Origin of the sequence: Gilliamella sp. Gris3-2, assembly GCF_001690345.1 — a bacterium.
GTDB lineage: Bacteria > Pseudomonadota > Gammaproteobacteria > Enterobacterales > Orbaceae > Gilliamella > Gilliamella bombi.
The window spans coordinates 1-23,789 of record NZ_LZHB01000054.1 but is presented as its reverse complement, the minus strand read 5'-3'; the positions used below and the strand labels follow the sequence as shown (position 1 = coordinate 23,789).

General features: G+C 37.1%; 19 protein-coding genes and 1 tRNA gene. 18 read left to right on the top strand and 2 right to left on the bottom strand.

What is annotated here, in order from left to right; all coding sequences use genetic code 11:
• The 6 genes from A9G32_RS12820 to yqfB form a co-directional block, all read left to right on the top strand.
• On the top strand, positions 1–444 hold a 444-nt coding region (locus A9G32_RS12820; RefSeq protein ID WP_176701307.1), incomplete at its 5' end, for a hypothetical protein.
• Positions 445–685: 241 nt separating this feature from the next.
• Positions 686–1,807, top strand: coding sequence for a hypothetical protein (locus A9G32_RS13030; protein ID WP_176701336.1), 1,122 nt, complete (start codon positions 686–688; stop codon positions 1,805–1,807).
• A gap of 737 nt (positions 1,808–2,544) precedes the next feature.
• Entirely contained in the window at positions 2,545–3,369 is an 825-nt protein-coding gene (gene dapD / locus A9G32_RS07680) for a 2,3,4,5-tetrahydropyridine-2,6-dicarboxylate N-succinyltransferase (protein WP_034910674.1), read from the top strand.
• Between the two features lie 104 nt (positions 3,370–3,473).
• The gene (locus A9G32_RS07675; RefSeq protein ID WP_065560184.1) at positions 3,474–3,965 is read left to right on the top strand and encodes a YajQ family cyclic di-GMP-binding protein; all 492 of its coding nucleotides are present in this window, start codon (positions 3,474–3,476) and stop codon (positions 3,963–3,965) included.
• Positions 3,966–4,176: 211 nt separating this feature from the next.
• Positions 4,177–6,459, top strand: a complete 2,283-nt coding sequence (gene bglX, locus A9G32_RS07670; RefSeq protein ID WP_065590108.1) for a beta-glucosidase BglX — start codon at positions 4,177–4,179, stop codon at positions 6,457–6,459.
• Positions 6,460–6,502: 43 nt separating this feature from the next.
• Complete coding sequence (yqfB, locus tag A9G32_RS07665; RefSeq protein ID WP_034910676.1) at positions 6,503–6,811, top strand: N(4)-acetylcytidine aminohydrolase; 309 nt, start codon at positions 6,503–6,505, stop codon at positions 6,809–6,811.
• Between the two features lie 53 nt (positions 6,812–6,864).
• On the opposite strand, the gene A9G32_RS07660 is transcribed toward yqfB, so the two are convergent.
• Both A9G32_RS07660 and A9G32_RS07655 read right to left on the bottom strand, forming a co-directional pair.
• Positions 6,865–7,329 (bottom strand): NfeD family protein, encoded by a 465-nt coding sequence (locus tag A9G32_RS07660; RefSeq protein WP_065560179.1) that lies wholly within the window; start codon positions 7,327–7,329, stop codon positions 6,865–6,867.
• A gap of 107 nt (positions 7,330–7,436) precedes the next feature.
• Positions 7,437–8,345, bottom strand: coding sequence for an SPFH domain-containing protein (locus A9G32_RS07655; protein WP_034910684.1), 909 nt, complete (start codon positions 8,343–8,345; stop codon positions 7,437–7,439).
• A gap of 360 nt (positions 8,346–8,705) precedes the next feature.
• On the opposite strand from A9G32_RS07655, the gene A9G32_RS07650 reads away from it, so the two are divergent.
• The 12 genes from A9G32_RS07650 (at position 8,706) to A9G32_RS07595 (ending at position 23,680) form a co-directional block, all read left to right on the top strand.
• Positions 8,706–10,268 (top strand): anthranilate synthase component 1, encoded by a 1,563-nt coding sequence (locus tag A9G32_RS07650; RefSeq protein ID WP_065590107.1) that lies wholly within the window; start codon positions 8,706–8,708, stop codon positions 10,266–10,268.
• Positions 10,268–11,899 (top strand): bifunctional anthranilate synthase glutamate amidotransferase component TrpG/anthranilate phosphoribosyltransferase TrpD, encoded by a 1,632-nt coding sequence (trpD, locus tag A9G32_RS07645; RefSeq protein ID WP_065590106.1) that lies wholly within the window; start codon positions 10,268–10,270, stop codon positions 11,897–11,899. Before A9G32_RS07650 ends, trpD begins: the two co-directional genes overlap by 1 nt.
• Positions 11,900–11,914: 15 nt before the next feature.
• Entirely contained in the window at positions 11,915–13,297 is a 1,383-nt protein-coding gene (gene trpCF, locus A9G32_RS07640) for a bifunctional indole-3-glycerol-phosphate synthase TrpC/phosphoribosylanthranilate isomerase TrpF (RefSeq protein ID WP_065590105.1), read from the top strand.
• 26 nt (positions 13,298–13,323) lie between these two features.
• Positions 13,324–14,517, top strand: a complete 1,194-nt coding sequence (gene trpB / locus A9G32_RS07635) for a tryptophan synthase subunit beta (RefSeq protein ID WP_065590104.1) — start codon at positions 13,324–13,326, stop codon at positions 14,515–14,517.
• Positions 14,514–15,320, top strand: a complete 807-nt coding sequence (gene trpA, locus A9G32_RS07630) for a tryptophan synthase subunit alpha (protein ID WP_065590103.1) — start codon at positions 14,514–14,516, stop codon at positions 15,318–15,320. The genes trpB and trpA overlap by 4 nt, the downstream gene beginning before the upstream one ends.
• Before the next feature lie 220 nt (positions 15,321–15,540).
• Positions 15,541–15,617 (top strand) — tRNA-Met (locus tag A9G32_RS07625).
• Positions 15,618–15,808: 191 nt separating this feature from the next.
• Entirely contained in the window at positions 15,809–16,270 is a 462-nt protein-coding gene (gene rimP, locus A9G32_RS07620; RefSeq protein WP_065560173.1) for a ribosome maturation factor RimP, read from the top strand.
• 16 nt (positions 16,271–16,286) lie between these two features.
• The gene (nusA, locus tag A9G32_RS07615; protein WP_034910699.1) at positions 16,287–17,762 is read left to right on the top strand and encodes a transcription termination factor NusA; all 1,476 of its coding nucleotides are present in this window, start codon (positions 16,287–16,289) and stop codon (positions 17,760–17,762) included.
• A 17-nt stretch (positions 17,763–17,779) separates the two neighbouring features.
• Positions 17,780–20,443: a translation initiation factor IF-2 gene (gene infB / locus A9G32_RS07610; RefSeq protein WP_065590102.1), complete on the top strand. Its 2,664-nt coding sequence runs from the start codon at positions 17,780–17,782 to the stop codon at positions 20,441–20,443.
• A gap of 66 nt (positions 20,444–20,509) precedes the next feature.
• Positions 20,510–20,887: a 30S ribosome-binding factor RbfA gene (gene rbfA, locus A9G32_RS07605; protein WP_065590101.1), complete on the top strand. Its 378-nt coding sequence runs from the start codon at positions 20,510–20,512 to the stop codon at positions 20,885–20,887.
• Between the two features lie 65 nt (positions 20,888–20,952).
• The gene (gene truB, locus A9G32_RS07600; protein ID WP_218055867.1) at positions 20,953–21,852 is read left to right on the top strand and encodes a tRNA pseudouridine(55) synthase TruB; all 900 of its coding nucleotides are present in this window, start codon (positions 20,953–20,955) and stop codon (positions 21,850–21,852) included.
• A gap of 835 nt (positions 21,853–22,687) precedes the next feature.
• Positions 22,688–23,680, top strand: a complete 993-nt coding sequence (locus A9G32_RS07595; RefSeq protein ID WP_065590099.1) for a hypothetical protein — start codon at positions 22,688–22,690, stop codon at positions 23,678–23,680.
• Positions 23,681–23,789 lie beyond the last annotated feature (109 nt).

Sequence of the window (23,789 nt, the reverse complement as noted above, 5' to 3'; positions counted from 1 at the left end):
TCTAAATTATCTAAATTATCTAAATTATCTAAATTATCTAAATTATCTAAATTATCTAAATTATCTAAATTATTACCGAAATTTCTCACAAAATTATTGCTAAAAATCCCATTGGCATTGTTGTTATTGCTGTGTTCATTAAAATCACAGGCATTATCGACCACGACAGCAGATAGCATTCAAGGTAGAGCATCCTATTTAGCCTTTGATGACCTCGTCATTAAAGTGACAGCAACAGATGACTTATTAGGTATTAATTTATCAAACAGTCGAAAATTCACACCACAAAGCCGCCTTTCATTATCGACAATCCAGATTAAGTTACCCGAGGTAAACCAAAGTTTTGCTGATATTAACATGACGACAGCGACATTATTTAGTTCATTGAATCTGAAGGAGTTAGTGGCACAAAGGAATAGGAGGGCGATGTTGATGAACAAGTGAGTGCCCCATTTTGGCGCAATAAATTAGCAGTAAACACATATTTTGGTGATGTTGTCAGCAATAAACACTATGCCAATCTATCAGTTGTTTGCGTTGTTCTTCAACCTTTAGCCTTCAATGCTTAGGGTGTCGGATAAGTTTAAATAATTTATTTAACAAATTATATGTTTGTTGGCGTGGGAATTTATTAGTAATGCTAGAAACTTATAAAAATAAAATATTATTTGATAAAGGAAATAAAATGAAGTATCCAAACCATTTAACTGCTGAACGTATTTTATTTTGCAATATATGTTTGCTTTTTTTTATTTTATGTAGTGCCTTTTATAGTAGTTATTCATTTGGGGTTAATCGTAGTGATGCAATAATACTTTCATCTAGCCCATTACCACCATTACCAGAACCGCCGCCGCCACCGCCGCCACCGCCGCCACCGCCGCCGTGGCCGAAGCCGGTGCCGGTGCCACCACCACCGCCGAAGCCAGAACCACCACCGCAGCCGAAGCCGCCGAAGCCGGTGCCACCACCACCACCGCTTGAGCCGTTTCCGCTTTTTGCAAGGCCGAACATTAACGACTTTGCTAGCGGTCGACACGCTGGTTCTTTTGAGTGGTGGGATCCAGATAAGGGATACAAAGTTTTAGCCAATGATGAAGGAGCTTACAAAAATAATTTTCCAACAATGGGGGCAGATGGTTTATACTTTGATATTTTAGATCCACCCGTTCAAGATTTAAGCCAATTAACTTGGTCCCCTGTTGAGTATGATGGAATAAAAGTAACGGCGCACTGGACAAGGCCAGATCAGCGTGATAATTGGATTAAAGATAAAAGGCAATTTGCATTAAGAGTATGGTTAAATGGCCCTAGAGCGAGGGACTATTCAAATCCTGGAGAAATTCACAAGCCAAATTTACCTCATACCTTCGTACTAGAGGGCAAGGATGCTAGTGGGCGAGTAATGGTGAAATATGGATTTGAATTGAGGCAGTGGTTTGTCCATCGGGGGGGGGGAGATAGAGGACTTAGGGATCATACCGCATGGTGTAAAAGTTTTGGTTATCGTTTGGTACGGGCAAGAGATTTAACCAATGCAATAAGCGAAGCTCCTGAGGTCGCCAAACCTTACTCACCATGGGTTAAGTATTATCAGCGTCGAATAGGTGGAGGATTTTTCTCGGAGTGGGGTCATCTGGTAGATTACGCTGATGTGGGCTTCGGTACTGGTCACCACTACGAGTACTGCTACTGGACAAGTGACTATAACTATGAGCACAACGTAGTGACCTGCCAGCACACAGGCCGCTCCTTCTTAGATGGCTATGAAAATTGGGGATATCTGGGCCTTTGTGTCACACCTTAACTTTTATTTCTTAGTTCTTAATCCTTAGAGCGCGGAAGGTGGTTATGGCGCTTGATAGGACAATATAAAAAAGAATAAAGCCCCCGCGTAAGTTGGGGCGTTTTCCTTAGGGTTGCGCTATTGTGGCAAAGCCACAATAGCGCCGCCCCCGCCGCTGACGCTGAAAGCGTGGTTGGCAATTCTAATGATTACGCTGTGGCGGTTTAAATTCGTGGTCTATTTATAGTACGGCAAGGTTTCGGACGTATTGACCTTTGGGGAATAAAATAGCTATCTTGAATATGTCCTAGCAAGGGGAATTAGAGCGAACTCCTTTTGCAATCCCACGCTTTAGCGCATAATGTGTCTACGGCGCTTCTCGTATCATCCTGATACTCGCCTTTTCGAGGCCATCTTCTCTGTGCTCAGATATTCAAATTTGTTCCAGACAAATTTGTCTGACGCGAGAATAAGACAAATAACATAGCCTTAGGTGGTTTTTGTGAGTTGTTTTGTGTTAAAAAGCAGTGCAATTACATCCCAAAAGTGATCAGAAAAGGTATTGATTTTTATTAAAGCTTTTATTTTTCTGTTTTTTTGTGATTTCCTATGACTTTACTAAGATTTCGATTGTTTTTGATTGCTTGGATATTGATTGTGGTGTTTTGATTAAACCACTTAAAAAGCAAGAAAGATTATATTATACTGTCTATCTATTTATTATTTGCTAACGGACTATAAATTAAAGGAAACTTGAGATGCAACAATTACAAACTATTATTGAAGCAGCATTTGAACGTCGTGCTGAGATTACACCGTCAAATGTTGATACAGTTACACGTGATGCGATTAACCAATGCATTGCTTTATTAGACAGTGGTAAAATGCGTGTCGCAGAAAAAATCAATGGTGATTGGGTAACTCATCAATGGTTAAAAAAAGCGGTTTTGCTCTCTTTCCGTATTAACGAAAACCAACTGATTGATGGCGGTCCGACTAACTATTATGACAAAGTGCCATTAAAATTTGCTGAATATGATCAAGCAAGATTCCAACAAGAAGGTTTCCGTGTTGTTCCATCTGCTATTGCTCGTAAAGGTGCCTATGTTGCTCGAAATACTGTATTAATGCCATCTTATGTCAATATTGGTGCTTATGTCGATGAAGGTACGATGGTTGATACATGGGTGACAGTTGGTTCTTGTGCGCAAATTGGTAAAAATGTTCATTTATCGGGTGGTGTTGGTATTGGTGGTGTTTTAGAACCGTTACAAGCTAACCCAACCATTATTGAAGATAACTGTTTTATTGGTGCACGTAGCGAAATTGTTGAAGGCGTTATTGTTGAAGAAGGTAGCGTAATTTCAATGGGTGTATTTATTGGTCAAAGTACTAAAATATATGACCGTGCAACTGGTGAAATTCACTATGGACGTGTACCAGCTGGTTCAGTAGTTGTTTCTGGCAACTTACCGACAAAAGATGGCAAATATAGTCTTTATTGTGCAGTTATTGTGAAAAAAGTTGATGCTAAAACTTTAGGTAAAGTAGGTATCAATGAATTGCTTCGTACTATCGATTAATTCACGCTTATATTTTAAAGTCGTCTAAATTATTGTTAGGCGACGATTATTCTATTTATTAACTAGATAATTTTAGTTTTATAACCATTAGAAGAGGAGAATTTATGCCTTCTTTTGATATCGTTTCAGAAATTCAAATGCCAGAAGTTAAAAATGGTGTTGAAAATGCCACTCGTGAGTTAGCTACTCGTTGGGACTTTAAAAATGTTGAAGCATCGTTTGAATTAAATGAAAAAAATGAAACGATTAAAGCAACAAGCCAATCTGATTTCCAAGTACAGCAACTGCTCGATATTCTGCGTGATAAGCTAGCTAAACGTGGTATTGACGGTGGTGCACTTGAAATTCCTGAAGAAATGGAGCACAGCGGTAAACTTTATAGCATTACGGTTAAGCTTAAGCAGGGTATTGATAAAGAGCTATCTAAAAAGATTGTAAAAGCGATCAAAGACAGCAAAATTAAAGTACAAGCTCAAGTTCAAGGTGAACAAGTCCGTGTTACAGGCAAATCACGCGATGATTTACAGGCTACTATGGCATTAGTTAAAAATAGCGAATTTGGTCAACCGTTTCAATTTACCAATTTTAGAGATTAATGTGTTATTGAGTTGATATTGCCAACAATTGTCGGCAATATTATCCCTTAAACTTTGTAAAAAAATTTCAGAAAAGACAGTGTTTGAATAAGGGGATGCAATAACTATTATGATGTTTTAAACCTGAATGTAAGTAGATAAAAAACGAAATTTTTTGTAAATACGTTATGTTGTCTGCTTGTCTATCCTCTTAATTATAACAATATTTATTATGATGAAAAAAGTAGCTATATATTTATTTTTTCTTATCTTTTCTGGGCATTTGTTTGCACAAGAACCTAATAGCGAAGTAAAGGAAATAAAGAAAGTTTTTATTGATAATCTATTATCAAAAATGACGCTTCAAGAAAAAGCGGGACAATTGCGCCTAATTAGTGTTGGTGGTGATCTAACGTTAGATAAAGTACTTGATAAAATTGAAGCAGGTGAAATTGGTGGCATTTTTAATACTGTTGTCGAACCTGACCTTTCTCAAATGCAGGAGCGTGCTCTAAAATCTCGCAATAAAATTCCTCTATTTTTTGGTTTTGATATAATTCATGGACATAGAACTATCTTCCCAATTAATTTAGGTATTGCATCCACTTGGGATCGTAGTGCAATTGCAAAAGCTGCTGAAGTATCAGCTGACGAAGCTACCTCGGATGGATTAAATATAACTTGGGCGCCAATGGTTGATATTACACGTGATCCTAGATGGGGGCGTGTGTCTGAAGGGTTTGGAGAAGATCCTTATTTAACATCAGAAGCTGGACGTATTTTTGTTGAAAAGATGCAAAAGCAATCGCTTGCCGATAAAAAATCATTGGTGACATCAGTAAAACATTTTGCACTTTATGGTGCAGTTGAAGCAGGGCGTGAGTATAACAGTACGGACATGAGCGAACGCAAAATGTTCCAAGAATATCTTGTGCCTTATAAAGCAGCAATTGATGCAGGTAGCAGGGCAGTTATGGTTTCGTTAGTGAGCGTTAATGGCATCCCAGCAACGGCTAATCATTGGTTATTAACCGAAGTACTACGTACTCAGTGGCATTTTGATGGTGTTGTTGTCAGTGATCATGGGGCTATTCGTGAACTTATTAATCATGGCGTAGCTAGTGATCCGAAAGATGCTGTACGTGTTGCGATTAAAGCTGGCATTGATATAAGTATGAATGATGAATATTTCTTACAATTTTTGCCTGAATTAGTCAAAGAAGGTGCTATCACAGAAGATGAAATAAACCAAGCTTGTCGTCATGTACTTGAACTTAAATATGATATGGGATTATTTAGTGATCCTAAACGTAATTTAGATCCAAAATTAGATATCGACACAATGTTTGCTGATAATCGATTACATCGTGCAGAAGCTCGTGATGTGGCTCGCCGTAGTATTGTGCTATTAAAAAATGAGAATGAGATATTACCGCTAGCTAAAAATAAGAAAATTGCGGTGATTGGTCCATTAGCTGATTCAAAACGTGATATTTTGGGAAGTTGGTCGGGAGCTGGGCGTGCTAATTTAGCGGTAACTCCATTAGAAGGTATTAAAAATGCAGTTAAAAATCCTGAATCAATTAGCTATGCATTTGGTGCCAATCTTTCTGATGATGAAAATTTATATCGGTTTTTAAATTTATACGGAGAAACAACTAAATTTGATAATCGACCAGCCGATAAAATGATTGCAGAAGCGGTGAAAATAGCTAAAAAAGCTGATATTGTTATTGCCTTTGTTGGTGAGGCAGAAGGTATGGCTCATGAGTCATCAAGTCGAACAGATCTATCTTTGCAAGCAACTCAAAAACAATTAATTAAAGCAATGAAAAAAACAGGTAAACCTTTGGTCATTGTCTTAATGAATGGTCGTCCTTTAACATTATCTGAAGAGTATGCTCAAGCAGATGCTATGCTTGAAACTTGGTTTTTAGGAACCGAAGGAGGTAATGCTATTGCCGATGTGCTATTTGGTGACTATAACCCTTCGGGCAAATTGCCCATGTCTTTTCCTTATAATGTTGGGCAGATCCCAGTCTATTATAGCCATTTGAATACAGGCCGTCCTCGTGGTACGGAAAATATGGGCAAATATACAACCTCGTATTTTGATAGTCCTAATGAGCCGTTATTCCCCTTCGGATTTGGTTTGAGTTATACCAATTTTGCGATGGACTTTTCGTTATCAAGTACTAAAATGAATCGAGATGGTGAAATTATTGTCACCGTTAATGTTGAAAATACAGGGAATAGAGAAGGTATGCAGACCGTCCAGCTTTATTTGCAAGATGTGACAGCGTCGGTTAGCCGCCCAGTGAAAGAGTTAATTGGTTTTGATAATATTACTTTAAAACCGCACACTAAGGGGCAAGTAAAATTTGTGATTAAATATGACATGCTGAAATTCTGGAACAATAAAATGCAATATGTTGCCGAACCAGGAAAATTTAATGTGTATATCGGTAGTGATTCGACAACTCAGGACAAGCAAACATTTACTTTGCTTGATTAATACTTGTTAAGTAATTTGGGTAATTTTCACATAGGATAATGCTGTGCAAAATGATATTACTTTTTATCAACGTTTTAAGTCTGATATTTTAGCTGGTTTAAAAGTCATTACCATTCGAGATAAGAGTGAATCACATTTTAAAGTTGGTGATAAGCTTCGTGTTGGAACTTTTGAAACTGATGAGTATTTTTGTACAATTAAAATAGTTAACATTACACAAATTACATTTGATCAACTTACCGAAAACCATGCCCAACAAGAAAATATGACTTTGAGTGATTTGAAAAAAGTAATTTCTGACATATACCCCAATGAAAATCATTTTTTTGTAATTCATTTTTCGCTCTTATAATAAAAAAGACGCATTGTTAATGCGCCCTATTTATTTTTATAACTAGCAAAAAACTATTGATTTATAGGTAGCACATCTAAAATTAAACCATCCACAGCAATAATTTCAACACGCTGCCCAACATTAAGATCTTCAACGCATCTTGCCGACCATGTTCCATCTTTGATTTTTACTCGACCTGAGCCATTAACAATAGCATCTGTGACAACTGTTTTAATACCAATTAAATCTTGTTGTGGCTGATTGATTTCGCCTTTACTTGATTTATCTTTACCTTGCTTTTTGAGCCAAAGCCACCAAAGATAAGCAGATACAAGCGTTAGGATTGCGAATAAAATCCATAAAATTGGCCAAGAAAGAGGTAAAATCCAAGCAATTAAACCAACAATAATGGCAGCTATCCCACTCCAAAGCCCGTATCCGCCAGTACCAAGTAATTCTATAATCAGCAAAATACCGCCTAAAGCAATAAATACCCAATGGGGTGAACTATAGAAAACCATAAAAAAATCAGTCATTATTGATTACCTTTATAATACATTCAGTAAAAATCTTAAACATAGCGTTTATAGATTTTGTTAAAAAGTTTCAGGAAACACTATGTTTAAGTATAAAAATTGATTTTTTATTTCGTGTTTTTAATCAACTCAGCAATACCGCCAATACTACCCATTAAACTTGACGCATCAAGTGGCATCATAATCACTTTACTATTATCCGATGAACCAATTTGTTGTAATGCTTCAGTATATTTTTGGGCAACAAAGTAGTTAATAGCATTAATATTACCTGCAGCAATAGCATCGGATACCATTTGAGTTGCTCTTGCTTCTGCCTCGGCAGCACGTTCACGCGCTTCGGCTTGTAAAAAGGCAGATTGTCTTTCACCTTCTGCTTTTAATATTTCAGATTGTTTTTCACCTTCAGAGCGTAAAATCGCTGCTTGACGAACACCTTCTGCTTCAAGAATTTCGGCACGTTTATTACGTTCTGCTTTCATTTGCGCATTCATCGCAGCAATCAATTCTGCTGGTGGGCGAACATCTCGAATTTCGATACGGGTAATTTTGATTCCCCATGGACTTGTTGCCTCATCGACAATACTTAGTAACTTAGAGTTAATATGATCACGTTGTGATAACATTTCATCCAATTCCATGCTACCTAAAACAGTACGAATATTAGTCATCATTAAATTAATGACAGCACGCTCTAATTGATTTACTTGATATGCAGCCCTTGCTGCTTCTTGTACTTGGATAAAGCAAACAGCATCAATTTGCACATTAGCATTATCTTTTGAAATGACTTCTTGTGATGGAATATCGAGTACTTGCTCCATCATATTAATTTTACGACCAACACCATCCATAAACGGAATAATGATATTTAAACCGGGTTCAAGTGTATGGGTATATTTACCAAAACGTTCGATAGTATATTGATAACCTTGGGGAACAATTGTAATTGCCTTTAAGACAGTAATTAACGCAAGCAAAACAATAACACCAATGACGATATAAAATACTGGCATAGTTCAAAAATCCTTATAATTTTTTATAATAAAAATGAGTCAACCATTTTATAGATTATTAAATTTTTTGCCTAGTTATAAATGCGAAGTTTGTTTTTAAAAATAAATAATCTCTTGACAGTGTGCTAGCAAACTAGTTTAATAGTACAAAATTTATTTTTAATCGATAAAAATTATGAAAGCACAATATTTACATCTTATTACTCGTCAATTCACCAGCTTTGGTTGGTGGTACGTTACCTTTTGCGGGTGATGTAATGATGTATTGTCTTTTTTACACAACCCGCTTTATGCGGGTTTTTTAGTTTTTGGATGTTAAACGAATCAGCTAAATAAAAATTTAAATGTAGAGAGCCAACAATGAATAAGCCGACATTAACACAAATAACCCAAACCATCGGTTATTATCAAGATCCAACTCAAGTGTTTTATCAATTGTGCGATAGTAAACCGGCAACGTTGTTACTAGAATCAGCCGAAATTGATAATAAGCAAGGAATTAAAAGTGTCATGATTGTCGATAGTGCATTACGTATTTCGGCAATAAATAATGAAGTGACTTTTAAGGCATTGACCACAAATGGTGAAAAGCTATTACCTTTATTACAACAGGCTTTTACAGACAAGTTAGATAATGTACAAGTGGATGAACAAACACTTAAATTGGTATTTCCCACTATTGATAGTATGCAAGATGAAGATTCAAGATTAAAGTCGCTATCAGTCTTTGATGCATTACGCACATTATTGACTATTGTGAATATCCCTGAACAATGTGGTCAAGATGCGATTTTTGTTGGTGGGCTATTTTGTTACGACCTTGTCGCTGGATTTGAAAACTTACCTAATTTACCTACAGAGCAGCGTTGTCAAGATTTCTGTTTTTATTTAGCTGAAACAATATTAGAAATAAATCATAAAGATCATAAATCCATTTTAAAAACGACGGTTTTCACTTCTGATTCAAAAGAAACTGAGCGCTTAACGCAACGGTTAACTAATTTACAAGCAACATTAAATAGCCCAATGAAAACCATTCATATACAGTCCCTTGCTAATATCGATGTGACATGTAATAAAAGTGATGATGATTTCAATACAATTATAAAAAAAATGCAAGATGCAATTGAGCAGGGGGAAATTTTTCAAGCAGTACCTTCACGGCGTTTTAAATTACCTTGCCCTGAGCCATTATCGGCTTATCAGGTATTAAAAAACAATAATCCAAGCCCTTACATGTTTTATATGCAAGATAGTGATTTTGTGTTATTTGGGGCCTCACCTGAAAGTGCACTTAAGTATACTAAAGCAACTAATCAAGTTGAAATCTACCCAATTGCCGGTACTCGTCCACGTGGGTTAACCACAAATGGTGAAATTGATTTTGATTTAGATAGTCGATTAGAACTCGAAATGCGTACCGATAAAAAAGAACTGGCTGAACACTTAATGTTAGTTGATTTAGCGCGCAACGATTTAGCGCGTATCTGTAAACCCGGTACCCGTTATACCAAAGATTTGTTAAAAGTGGATCGTTACTCTTTTGTGATGCATTTAGTTTCGCGTGTGGTTGGTCAGTTACGCAGTGATTTAGATGCGCTTCATGCTTATCAAGCCACTATGAATATGGGAACATTAACAGGAGCACCCAAAGTTCGTGCGATGCAATTAATTGCTGAATCAGAAAAAGTTAAACGTGGTAGCTATGGTGGTGCTGTTGGCTATTTTACCGCGAATGGCGATCTTGATACCTGTATTGTGATTCGAAGTGCCTATGTCGAAGATGGCATAGCGACAGTACAAGCTGGCAGTGGTGTGGTGCTAGATTCAAAGCCACAATCAGAATCTGATGAATCACGTAATAAAGCACGTGCAGTTATTCGAGCTATCATGGCAGCGCATAATGTAGAAGGTGTATTCTAATGGCTAATATCTTATTTATTGATAATATTGATTCTTTTACTTATAACTTGGTCGATCAATTACGTAATAGTAAGCATTGTGTGACGATTTATCGAAATACTATCCCTGCAAATGTAATTATTGAAAAATTGTCACAAATGCAAAACCCTATTTTAATGTTATCACCAGGTCCAGGAGCGCCAAGTGACGCTGGATGCATGCCAGAACTGTTAAAACGTTTAAAAGGTAAATTGCCTATTATTGGTATCTGCCTTGGTTATCAAGCTATTGTGGAATCCTATGGTGGAGCGATTGTGCCAGCTGGCGATATTTTGCATGGTAAGGCATCTTTAATTGAGCATGATGAGCAAGCGATGTTTAAAGGATTACCAAATCCGCTACCGGTGGCTCGTTATCACTCTTTAAAAGGTGAAAATATTCCAAAAACACTAACCATCAATGCGCTTTGCAATAATATTGTAATGGCAGTTCGTAATGATGAGGATCGGGTTTGTGGTTTTCAATTTCATCCAGAATCGATATTAACCATTCAAGGTGTAGAATTATTAGAACAAACTATTAAATGGGCACTAAATCCTCCACAAAAACAAGAGAAGCCAAAACAGGAAGCTATTGTTGATAAGCAAGAGTATAATATTCAACCTATTGTTAATAAATTATATTTAGGGCAAACCCTTACACAAGAGGAAAGTAAAATACTATTTAATTTAATTATTCAAGGTAAGATTGAACCAACTGTATTGGCTACCGCAATAATTAGTATGAAAGTTCGTGGTGAAAAACCGGATGAAATAGCAGGGGCAGCTTTAGCATTGCTTGAGAATGCCGATCATTTTGATTCTCCAGATTATGATTTTACTGATATTGTTGGTACTGGGGGTGATGGCACCAATAGCATTAACATCTCAACAGCTAGTGCTTTTGTGGCTGCAGCATTGGGTTATAAAGTGGCTAAACATGGTAATCGTGGTGTATCAAGTAAATCAGGCTCTTCCGATGTGCTTTCTGCCTTAGGCATTAAATTAAATATGTCAGCACAAACATCTCGTCAGGCATTAGATGAACTTGGCGTGTGCTTTTTATTTGCCCAGCAATATCATTCAGGTTTTCGCCATGCAGCACCAATACGCCAACAATTAAAAACTCGGACCATTTTTAATGTGTTAGGGCCATTGATTAATCCATCTCGTCCTAAACGTATATTATTAGGCGTGTATCATCCAGATTTGATCCAACCGATTGCTGAAACATTAAAAATGCTTAATTATAAACATGCTTATGTGGTGCATGGTGCAGGAATGGACGAGGTCGCTATTCATGGCAAAACTGACGTTGCTGAAGTCAAAGATGGTGAAATTCGTTATTTTACACTTACACCCGACGATTTTGGCTTGCCAACATTTACCTTAAAAGATATTGAAGGTGGGACACCAGAGCAGAATCGTGATATGTTAATTGCCATTTTACAAGGTCACGGAAAACCAGCACACCAATCAGCAATTGCAGCTAATGTTGCGATGTTAATGAGCTTATTTGGCGAGTCAAATTTAAAACAAAATGCACAACGGGCAATTGAAATGATGCAAAGTGGTAAACCTTATGCATTATTACAACAACTAGCAGCAAGATAATAAGTGGAGAATAACATGGCAATTGCAGCATTAGTAAAAAATGTTGAAATGGCAACAGTATTGAAAAAAATCATTGAAGATAAACAAACATGGTTAACTGAGCAGTTAGCAGTAAAGCCAATTAATACCTTTAAATCAGCGATATTCCCTAGTGATCGCAATTTTTATCAAGCGTTAAATCAACCTAAAACGGTTTTTATTTTAGAGTGTAAAAAAGCGTCGCCATCAAAAGGATTGATTCGGGATGATTTTGATCCAGCCGCTATTGCTAAAGTTTATAAAGATTATGCTTCAGTAGTTTCAGTATTAACTGATGAAAAATATTTTCAAGGTAGCTTTGAATTTTTACCCATAGTTCGTAATGAAATCACACAACCCGTGCTTTGTAAGGACTTTATTATTGATGAATATCAGATCTATTTAGCGCGTTATTATCAAGCTGACGCAGTACTATTAATGCTATCTGTATTGACGGATGATGAATATCGTCATCTAAGTAACATTGCTCATAAGCTCAATATGGGGATATTGACAGAAGCTAGTACTGAAAACGAAGTTGAAAGAGCCATCCAACTGGGTGCGAAAGTAATCGGTATTAATAATCGTAACTTAAGGGATTTGACGGTTGATCTAAATCGGGTAAAGGCCTTATCCAAATCAATTCCTAACGATCGCATTATTATTAGTGAATCGGGTATTTATACTCACAATCAGGTTAAAGAACTGAGTCGTTTTGCAGATGGATTCTTAATTGGCAGTGCGTTAATGTCTGAACCAAACTTAACTTTGGCAATTCGTAAGGTGATGTTAGGCGAAAATAAAGTATGCGGTTTAACACGTCCCGAAGATGCTGTTAGTGCTTATCAAGCTGGTGCAGTTTATGGTGGTTTGATTTTTGTCACAAATTCAGCACGTTATATACAGCCAATTAAGGCTCGAACAGTTATTGCAGCAGCGCCACTTAATTGGGTTGGTGTATTTCGAAATGAAGATATTGAAACCGTATGCCAAATAGCAAAACAGTTATCTTTATATGCAGTGCAACTGCATGGAGATGAAGATGCAAACTATATCAAAACATTGCGCCAAGAATTACCCAAAACTTGTCAAATTTGGCAAGCATTAAGTATTGATGGTGCTGTACCTGAACATGCCAATCCATTAGTGTCTCGTTATATCTTTGATCATGGTGCAGGCGGTACAGGAAAAAGCTTTGATTGGTCGCTACTTGATAATCAAGATCTAAATAATGTCATTTTAGCTGGAGGCATTAATCCAGAAAATATTAAATCAGCTTTAGCGACGAATGTGATTGGTGTTGATCTTAATTCAGGGGTTGAAGTTTCACCAGGAGTTAAAGATAAACAGAAAATCCAAGCAGTATTTGAACAAATTTAATTTTTTAATTTAAAAAAGGAATGGTTATGTCTAAATTAAATCCTTACTTTGGCGAATTTGGTGGGCAATATGTCCCGCAAATATTAATGCCAGTACTTGAGCAACTTGAGGATGCCTTCATCTCTGCAATCAACGATCCAAACTTTCAGAAAGAGTTTAATGACCTATTAGTTAATTATGCAGGTAGACCAACCGCACTGACATTATGTAAAAATTTAACTGCAGGAACAAAAACTAAGCTTTATTTAAAACGAGAAGATTTAGTGCATGGTGGTGCGCACAAAACCAACCAAGTATTAGGGCAAGCCTTACTTGCAAAAAGAATGGGCAAAACTGAAATTATAGCCGAAACAGGTGCAGGGCAACATGGTGTTGCTTCGGCTTTAGCCTGCGCACTACTTGGCTTAAAATGCCGAATTTATATGGGTGCAAAAGATGTTAAACGCCAAGCACCTAACGTATTTAGAATGCGATTGATGGGCGCAACAGTCATCCCAGTTGAAACTGGTTCAGCGACTTTAAAAGATGCGTGTAACGAGGCATTACGTGATTGGTCTGGTAGTTATGAAAAAGCGCATTATATGTTAGGTACTGCAGCAGGTCCGCATCCTTTTCCAACAATTGTACGTGAATTTCAACAGATGATCAGCCGTGAAGCTAAACAACAAATCCTTGAAAAAGAAGGACGTTTGCCTGATGCAGTCATTGCCTGTGTTGGTGGTGGTTCAAACGCAATTGGTATGTTTGCTAATTTTATTGATGATAAATCCGTCAAATTAATTGGTGTAGAGCCAGGAGGTCATGGGATTGAAAGTGGCGAACATGGCGCTTCGTTAAAGCATGGTAAGCTTGGCATCTATTTCGGTATGAAATCACCGATGATGCAAACGGAAGAAGGACAAATTGAAGAATCTTATTCAATATCGGCAGGGTTAGATTTTCCATCAGTTGGTCCACAGCATGCGTATTTAGATAGTATTGGTCGTGCTGATTATGTTTCAATTACTGATGATGAAGCGCTTGATGCATTTAAAGCGTTATCACGACATGAAGGTATTATTCCTGCGTTAGAATCATCACACGCATTAGCTTATGCTATGAAAATGATAAAAGAAAATCCAACTAAAGAACAGCTACTAATAGTTAACCTGTCAGGGCGTGGCGATAAAGATATCTTTACCGTTTATGATATTTTAAAAGCAAAAGGAGAAATAGAATGAGTCGTTATCAAAAACTGTTTGCAACATTAACAGCCGAAAAACGAGGTGCTTTTGTTCCTTTTGTTCCAGTTGGTGATCCAACGCCAGAACTGTCATTTAAAATCATTCAAACTTTAATTGAATCTGGCGCTGATGCACTAGAGCTAGGGATCCCATTTTCAGATCCTATGGCCGATGGTCCAACTATTCAAAATGCCAATATTCGGGCATTTAAAGCAGGAATAACAGTTGAAAAGTGTTTTGAAATTTTAACCAATGTCAGAGCGCAATACACCAATATTCCAATAGGATTACTTATTTATGCTAATTTAGTTTTCAAAAATGGTATCGACGACTTTTATGCCAAGTGTGCCAAAGCGGGAGTTGATTCAGTATTGATTGCTGATTTGCCAGCTCAATATGCACAAGAATTTACAGTGGCCGCCGAAAAATACAATATAGCACCGATTTTTATTTGTCCACCAAATGCTGATGATAAAGTCATTCAAAGTATTGCTAAGCAAGGCAAAGGTTATACCTATTTGGTATCACGAGCAGGTGTTACTGGTGCTGAAAATCGAGCTAACAAACCGCTTACCCATCTGATCAAAAAATTAGTTGAGTTTGGCGCTCCACCTGCGTTACAAGGGTTTGGTATTTCAGAACCGACTCAAGTTAGCGAAGCGATTAAATCCGGTGCAGTTGGGGCAATTAGCGGATCGGCAACAGTAAAAATTATTGAGAAAAACCTCGACAATCCTGAACAAATGCTTAACCAATTAGCCAAATTTGTTCAATCAATGAAACAGGCAACTAGCAAGTAATTTATATTACTTTATAGTACTAAATAGTGGGCACAATAATAGGCTTGAAAATGGAATTATTGTGCCAATATAAGTTAAACAATTATGCTTAAGTTAAGTGGTATATATATATTAAAATTGACGTGTAGCATATTTTTAATAATTTTAAGGTTACTGATAAAATCAGTGTGATTTGCAGTTGCATTTTATTTAAAATGCCGTATAATTCTCATTCATCTATCGCGGGGTGGAGCAGCTTGGTAGCTCGTCGGGCTCATAACCCGAAGGTCGTTGGTTCAAATCCAGCCCCCGCAACCACTTAAATTTTCATTCATAAACCAATTTATCCTGTTATTGTCTGAAAGTTCGAATAAAGTGGCTTCATTATAGTTAGTTTTTGAATGTAAGCCTCGCATGTCGAGGCTTTTTTTCGTGTAGTGATTTAAGCGTAAGTTTAAAAAGAATGTTGGGCTTTATGCCCTTTTTTATTTTCTGCTGTGGAGGTTTGTTTGGCTAATATAGAACAACAATTAACCGATATTATCCAAGAGCCAGTTAATGCACTTGGTTTTGAATTAGTCGGAGTTGAATATATTCGTGGTCGTTATCCTATACTACGAGTCTATATTGATAGTGAAAATGGTATTACGGTTGATGATTGTGCTGATGCAAGCCGTCAAATCAGTGCGGTGCTTGATGTAGAAGACCCGATCAAAGATGCTTACAATCTTGAAGTTTCATCACCAGGAATGGACAGACCTTTGTTTACGCTTGAGCATTATCAGCGGTTTATTGGTGAAGAAGTTACAGTCAGTCTACGTATACCTGTTGCTAATCGCCGCAAATGGAAAGGACGAATTAAGTCTATCGATAGCCAAATGATTACATTAACTGTAGATGATAAAGATGAAGTATTTGCTTTTAGTAATATTCAAAAAGCGAATATTGTACCTAATTTTAACCTTAAATAGAGTACGGATGTAAAGGATGAATAAAGAAATTTTAGCTGTTGTTGAAGCTGTATCAAACGAAAAAGCACTTACGCGTGATAAAATTTTCGAAGCTTTAGAAACCGCATTAGCAACGGCCACAAAAAAGAAGCATAATGTTGATATTGACGTTGTTGTTAAAATAGATCATAAAACAGGTGATTACGACACTTTCCGCCGTTGGCTTGTTGTTGATGAAGTTACGCAACCAACTAAAGAAATGACATTAGACGCTGCACAATACGAAGACCCATCTGTTAAACTTGGCGATTACGTTGAAGAGCAAATTGAATCCGTTGCTTTTGACCGTATAACCACACAAACAGCAAAACAAGTTATTGTACAAAAGGTACGTGAAGCTGAGCGTGCAATGATCATTGACATGTTTAGAAATCGTATTGGTGATATTGTGACTGGAATTGTCAAAAAAACCAATCGCGATAGCGTGATTCTTGATTTAGGTAACAATGCAGACGCAATGATGTCACGCCATGATATGTTACCGCGTGAAAACTTCCGCATAGGCGATCGTGTCCGTGGTATTTTATATCTTGTAGAACAAAATAATAAACCTGCACAATTATGCATTAGCCGTTCAAACCCTGAAATGATGGAAGAGTTATTCCGTATTGAAGTCCCTGAAATTGGTGAAGAGATGATTGACATCAAAGGCGTGGCTCGTGATCCTGGCTCACGTGCTAAAATCGCAGTTAGTAGTAATGATCGTCGTATTGACCCTGTTGGTGCTTGTGTTGGTATGCGTGGTGCGCGCGTACAAGCAGTATCTAATGAATTTGGTGGAGAACGTATTGACATTGTTTTATGGGACGATAATCCTGCACAATACGTAATTAATGCTATGGCGCCGGCAGATGTTGTTTCAATTGTTGTTGATGAAGACAAACACACCATGGATGTAGCCGTCAATGCTGAAACTTTACCACAAGCCATTGGTCGAAATGGTCAGAATATCCGTTTAGCTTCACAGCTTACTGGCTGGACACTAAATGTGATGAGTAACGAAGATTTACAAGAAAAACATCATGCAGAATCTTTTGCTGCAATCAATAATTTGATGAAACATCTTGATATTGATGAAGGGCTTGCACAGCTATTAGTTGAAGAAGGCTTTACCTCACTTGAGGAACTTGCCTATGTGCCAGTTGACGAATTGCTTGAAATTGAAGAACTTGATGAAGATCTTGTTGAAGCATTAAGAACGCGAGCAAAAGATGCATTAACAACACTTGCACTAGCAAATAGTGGCGAAAAACAACCAGCTCAAGATTTGCTAAATCTACCTGGTATGACACAAGAGTTAGCTTATCAATTAGTACAACATGACATCATTACTTTGGAAGATTTAGCAGAACAAGGTACTGATGATTTAGCTGAAATTGAAGGTATAACAAACGAACAAGCTGGCGATTTTATTATGGCTGCTCGTAATATTTGTTGGTTTGCAGATGAATAATTGAGGAAAAGTAATACATGACCAAAGTATCAATAGAAACACTGGCTCAAGAAATCAATACACCAGTGCAAACACTTTTGCAACAGTTTGCTGATGCAGGTATGAAGAAATCTGCAACAGACACTGTCACACAAAAGGAGAAAGAAGCTTTGCTTGCTCATTTAAAACCTCAGCAAGGTCCAACAAAGTTAACATTGCAACGTAAGACGCACTCAACCTTAAATGTGTCGAGCGGTGGTGGCAAAAGCAAAGAAATAAAAGTAGAAGTTCGTAAAAAACGAACTTTTGTTAAACGCGATCCAGCTGAAATTGCGGCGGAGCAAGAAAAAGCACGCTTAGAAGCTGAACAAAAAGCTCGCCAAGAAGCAGAATTAAAAGCGAAACAAGAAGCCGAATTAAAAGCGCGTAAAGAAGCGGAAGAAAAAGAAAAGAAAGCTGAAGAAGAAGCGAAAAAGCGTGCTCAAGAGGAAAAAGCGAAAGCGGTACAAGAGCGAGCAGTTGATCCAAAAGTAAAAAAAGCGCAAGAAGAAAAAGCACGATTAGAAGCTGAAGCGAATGAAATTAAACGTAAAGCGGAAGAAGAAAATCGTCGAAAATTAGAGGAAGATGCCAAGCGTATGGCTGAAGAAGCTCGTAAGCTAGCAGAACAATATAATGAAGTTGATGATAGTGATCATACAGAAGATGAAGATTATCATGTGACAACCTCTAAATACGCTAGAGCAGCAGAAGATGAAACTGATCGTGAAGTTGAAAGCGCTCGTGGACGTGGTCGAAATACTAAACAAACTAAACAGAAAAAAGGCAACAAGCTATCAGAAGGCAAAGCGGAACGTGAAGAAGCTCGAGCTGTGACTCGTGGCGGCCATAATAAAAAGAAAGGTAAAAGCACGTTGCAACAAAGTTTTACTAAACCTGTCCAAGCGGTTAATCGTGATGTTGTTATTGGTGAAACCATTACCGTTGCTGAATTAGCGAATAAAATGGCAGTAAAAGGTTCCGAAGTGATCAAAACTATGATGAAAATGGGGGCAATGGCAACTATTAATCAAGTTATCGATCAAGAAACAGCACAATTAGTGGCTGAAGAAATGGGACATAAAGTAGTACTTCGTCGTGAAAATGAGCTCGAAGAATCTCTTATGAGCGATCGTGATACAGGTGCAGAAAAAGTTTCTCGTGCACCTGTAGTTACCATTATGGGACACGTTGACCATGGTAAAACCTCTTTACTTGACTATATTCGTAAAGCAAAAGTGGCTTCAGGCGAAGCTGGTGGAATTACACAACATATCGGTGCTTATCATGTTAAAACTCCAAATGGAGAAATAACTTTCTTAGATACTCCAGGGCATGCGGCATTTACCTCAATGCGTGCTCGTGGTGCTAAAGCAACGGATATTGTAGTACTTGTTGTTGCTGCTGATGATGGTGTTATGCCACAAACAATTGAAGCGATTCAACATGCTAAAGCGGCAAATGTACCAATTGTTGTTGCTGTTAACAAAATTGATAAACCTGAAGCTGATCCAGAGCGAGTAAAAGGCGAACTTGCACAATATGGCGTGATGTCAGAAGATTGGGGTGGAGATACCCAGTTTGTTCATGTGTCTGCTAAAGCAGGTACTGGTATTGATCAACTACTTGAAGCCATCTTACTACAAGCTGAAGTGCTTGAATTAACCGCGTACGAAACAGGTATGGCAAGCGGCGTTGTGATTGAATCATTCCTTGATAAGGGTCGTGGTTCAGTTGCAACAGTACTAGTTCAATCAGGTACATTGCATAAAGGTGATATCGTACTTTGTGGATTTGAATATGGTCGTATCCGAGCGATGCGTAATGAACTAGGTAAAGAAGTGACTGAAGCTGGTCCATCAATACCAGTTGAAATTCTTGGCTTGTCTGGAGTACCATCAGCTGGTGACGAAGCCACTGTTGTACGCGATGAAAAGAAAGCTCGTGAAGTTGCGCTTTATCGACAAGGTAAATTCCGTGATGTAAAACTTGCTCGTCAACAAAAGGCGAAGCTTGAAAACATGTTTACCAACATGACAGAAGGCGATGTTTCTGAACTTAATATTGTTCTAAAAGCAGATGTTCAAGGTTCTGCTGAGGCGATTTCTGATTCATTACTTAAACTATCAACAGATGAAGTTAAAGTTAAAATTATTGGATCAGGTGTGGGTGGTATAACCGAAACTGACGCATCACTGGCTGCTGCATCAAATGCGATCATTTTAGGCTTTAACGTTCGTGCCGATGCTTCAGCACGTAAAGTAATTGAATCAGAAAATTTAGATCTACGTTATTACTCTGTTATTTATGATCTAATTGACGAAGTTAAACAAGCCATGAGCGGTATGCTTGCACCAGAATATAAACAAGAAATTATTGGTCTTGCTCAAGTGCGTGATGTGTTTAAATCACCTAAATTTGGTGCAATTGCAGGTTGTATGGTAACCGAAGGTGTTGTTAAACGTCACAACCCAATTCGTGTATTGCGTGATAACGTTGTTATCTATGAAGGCGAACTTGAATCATTACGTCGCTTTAAAGATGATGTTAACGAAGTACGTAATGGAACCGAATGTGGTATTGGTGTGCGTAACTACAACGATGTTCGTGTTGGCGACACGATTGAAGTTTTTGAAACTATCGAAATCAAACGTACGATCTAATTACAACGTATTTGATGTTATAAGCAAGGTATAGTCCTTGCTTATTCATTTATAAGGAAAATAGATATGGCAAAAACATTTAATCGTTCATCTCGAGTTGGGCATGAATTACAAAAAGAAATTGCAATTATTTTACAACGAGAAATCAAAGACCCTCGTCTTGGTATGGTAACCGTTTCAGGCGTTGATATCTCGCGTGATCTTTCGTATGCCAAAGTTTTTGTGACTTTTTTGAATGACGATGATCCACAAGTTATTGAACAAGGATTAACGGTACTTAATGATGCTAAAGGTTACATTCGAACCTTAATTGGCAAAGCGATGCGTTTGCGAATCATTCCAGAGATAAAATTCTTTTACGATGAGTCGCTCGTTAAAGGTATGCAAATGTCGAGTTTGGTGGCGGATGTTATCAAACAAGATAATGAGCGTCATAAAGATTAATATTAAAAATAGTCCTGAACTCTGTCAAAAAGTTTCAGGTAACTATGTGTTTCAGTATAAAAATGATGAATATAAAAAAAACTCGCCGTGATCTTCACGGCGTTTTATTACTAGACAAACCACAAAGCATGACATCAAATGATGCGTTGCAAAAAATAAAATGGTTATTTAATGCTAAAAAGGCAGGGCATACGGGAGCTCTTGATCCACTAGCGACAGGGATGCTTCCTATCTGTTTTGGTGAAGCAACCAAATTTTCACAATATTTATTGGATTCAGATAAGCGTTATCGTGTGATCGCCAAACTAGGAGAACGAACCGATACATCTGATGCCGATGGTCAAATTATATGTACCAAACCTGTTAAAGTGACTGAATCACAAATCAACCAAGCTTTAACTCATTTTCGCGGTAATATTTTACAAGTGCCAACTATGTTTTCGGCATTAAAATATCAAGGAAAACCGCTTTACCAATATGCTCGCCAAGGTATTGTGGTTGAACGTGAAGCTAGACCAATTACCGTTTACGAAAATCAATTTATCCAATTTGATGCAATAAAAAACGAATTAACGTTAGAAATACACTGCTCAAAAGGCACCTACATCCGAACCATTATTGATGATTTAGGGGAATTATTGGGTTGCGGAGCACATGTTATTTATTTAAGGCGTTTACAAGTTTCCAATTACCCGATTGAAAACATGGTCACCTTAGAACAGCTACAAAATATCGAACTTAAAGATGATCTACTAATGCCCGTTGACAGCCCATTGCAAGATCGCCCAAAAGTTACCCTTAGCGATACGCAAGGTAAAGACATATTATTAGGACGAACCATCGAACTTAAAAGCTCCACGCAAGTTGAAACCTTAGTGCGAATTTATCAAGGCAAGCAATTTATTGGCGCTGGTATAATGCAAAATAACAAATTATTGCCAAAGCGTTTAATATCAACATCCTAATTCTTTTAAAAAGTTAAATTTTTCCTAAATTACTTGATATTAAAAAGATCTATATTTGTTGATATCTAGGACTTCATTCTGAAATAGCAAAAAAATTATTTGGCACTGGCATTACATTTATGCCAGTAGTTGTCTCAAAATTACTTTCTTAAAAGATCAAAAATAAAAAAGAATGTTTAATCAATATTCAACATTTATCAGCTTGTCTTGCTCGGTTTAAATCGACTACAAAAACAAGATCTTCAAGCTAGTAGTTTTTAACGACTCGTTGAGATATGAAACGGTATAAACTCCTGAATCTTTTTTACAAGATAATAAGGCATACTAAAGCAATAAATGGGCACATAGTGTAGCCGATCCATGACTATATACTAGGTTCAGAAAATATCTGCCTAAGCCCTATTTTAAAAAAATTAAAGTGAGTATTTCCGTTAAAGGGCTTTTCCATAAATATGGCATGGGTAATTTGACTTTTATAAATGACGATAAAATATAGCGAAAAAATATTTATGCTAAGTTTTTTGTAATGTTTCAATCGTATTCAAGACATTACAATAAATTAACAAATACTAGCTCTTTAGTGTTTAACCAGCTATAATTTCGACGCATTATTTAGTATAATAAAGCTTATTAAATAAGCAAATAATCATAAAAACACAAATAAAACAACAAATTACTTGACAGGTAGAATGTTATGCGCTATCATAATAGGCACCAGGCTTGGCAACCCTACGCCTTAAATCTTTTTCAATTTCACAGTAGTTAAAAACAGATTCGATTCTTATTTTTATCACCAAATCTATCGAAATCGATAAAGTTGTTGGCAAGGATATCTTTGATTTCTAGATTGCTATCCAAGTCACCGCTGATTTTTGCTCCATTGCTTTTATTGCCTTATTCGCTGAGCTCGCAGGCGTTATCGGCAAAGACATCACAGGTCATTCACGGCTCTGCACCATATTTAAGTATTGATGGTGTAACTAAAGTTGCTAGTATGGAAGATTTATTGGGTATAAGACTACCAAATATTAGTTATATTCCTCAGGGAGCAAATAGTGCACTTTATCCCAATGCAGTAATAGATCAATCTAACGTAGATGCACCAATTGAAATGCCAAATATAACAGATACATTTGCTGATATACAAGCAATAGTACCATTGGTAAATTACCCAAGAATTCAATTAAGCGAATTAATGGATTCACCTTATAATTATGGTCGAGACGATGATGGCGATGATAATATAAATGCAACAGGAAATTTAACCATAAAATGGCAAGATAAAAATGGTACAGATATTACAGGAGAAGTTAAAGCAAATCCGAATAGACGGCTAAATCTTTGTGATGGGCCTTATAAACTTACCTTAACAGCAACTGCAAGCACCTTATCGACGCAGTATGGTGTTCCCAATAGTAGCAATCTTACGGGTAATGAGCATAGTTACTATATTAATGCCAATATGAATAGGCCAGTTGCTTGCTATGCGCAACCAAATTTAGCTTACGATGACCATGCTTTTGGTACTACCATTTGGGATATGGATGGTCCAAATTGGGTTTCGTTAAAAGGGTTTAAAGTCACAAATAATAGCAATATAGCAGAAAACTTTCCGACGACAGGATCTGATAGGTTATATTTCTATTTATTATTGGGAGGAATCTCTCCTGAACAAGTTATAGCTGCAAATGGTACAACGGTGAGTGCGGTTAGCGGTAGTGGTGTATCATTATCGTTAAGCAAAGAGAATACACAACATTGGGCTATTGACATTGATAGGATATGTAGGACTTGTATTAGAGATGGTAACCTGGATCGGCTACACTAAATCATACAACTTTTTTAAGGGGTAAGGTAAACTTATCACAACTAAAAAAGGAACAAATATGAATAAGATTAAACGCAAAAGACGAACATTCACAGATGATTTTAAACAG

Excerpts from the sequence above, each read along its gene's own strand:
- A9G32_RS07655 (WP_034910684.1), bottom strand. The coding sequence starts at position 8,345 with ATGCCAGTATTTTATATCGTCATTGGTGTTATTGTTTTGCTTGCGTTA.
- truB (WP_218055867.1), top strand. The coding sequence starts at position 20,953 with ATGAATATAAAAAAAACTCGCCGTGATCTTCACGGCGTTTTATTACTA.
- bglX (WP_065590108.1), top strand. The coding sequence starts at position 4,177 with ATGATGAAAAAAGTAGCTATATATTTATTTTTTCTTATCTTTTCTGGG.
- dapD (WP_034910674.1), top strand. The coding sequence starts at position 2,545 with ATGCAACAATTACAAACTATTATTGAAGCAGCATTTGAACGTCGTGCT.
- A9G32_RS07650 (WP_065590107.1), top strand. The coding sequence starts at position 8,706 with ATGAATAAGCCGACATTAACACAAATAACCCAAACCATCGGTTATTAT.
- rbfA (WP_065590101.1), top strand. The coding sequence starts at position 20,510 with ATGGCAAAAACATTTAATCGTTCATCTCGAGTTGGGCATGAATTACAA.
- A9G32_RS13030 (WP_176701336.1), top strand. The coding sequence starts at position 686 with ATGAAGTATCCAAACCATTTAACTGCTGAACGTATTTTATTTTGCAAT.
- A9G32_RS07675 (WP_065560184.1), top strand. The coding sequence starts at position 3,474 with ATGCCTTCTTTTGATATCGTTTCAGAAATTCAAATGCCAGAAGTTAAA.
- trpA (WP_065590103.1), top strand. The coding sequence starts at position 14,514 with ATGAGTCGTTATCAAAAACTGTTTGCAACATTAACAGCCGAAAAACGA.
- infB (WP_065590102.1), top strand. The coding sequence starts at position 17,780 with ATGACCAAAGTATCAATAGAAACACTGGCTCAAGAAATCAATACACCA.
- trpD (WP_065590106.1), top strand. The coding sequence starts at position 10,268 with ATGGCTAATATCTTATTTATTGATAATATTGATTCTTTTACTTATAAC.
- A9G32_RS07660 (WP_065560179.1), bottom strand. The coding sequence starts at position 7,329 with ATGACTGATTTTTTTATGGTTTTCTATAGTTCACCCCATTGGGTATTT.
- nusA (WP_034910699.1), top strand. The coding sequence starts at position 16,287 with ATGAATAAAGAAATTTTAGCTGTTGTTGAAGCTGTATCAAACGAAAAA.
- trpCF (WP_065590105.1), top strand. The coding sequence starts at position 11,915 with ATGGCAATTGCAGCATTAGTAAAAAATGTTGAAATGGCAACAGTATTG.
- trpB (WP_065590104.1), top strand. The coding sequence starts at position 13,324 with ATGTCTAAATTAAATCCTTACTTTGGCGAATTTGGTGGGCAATATGTC.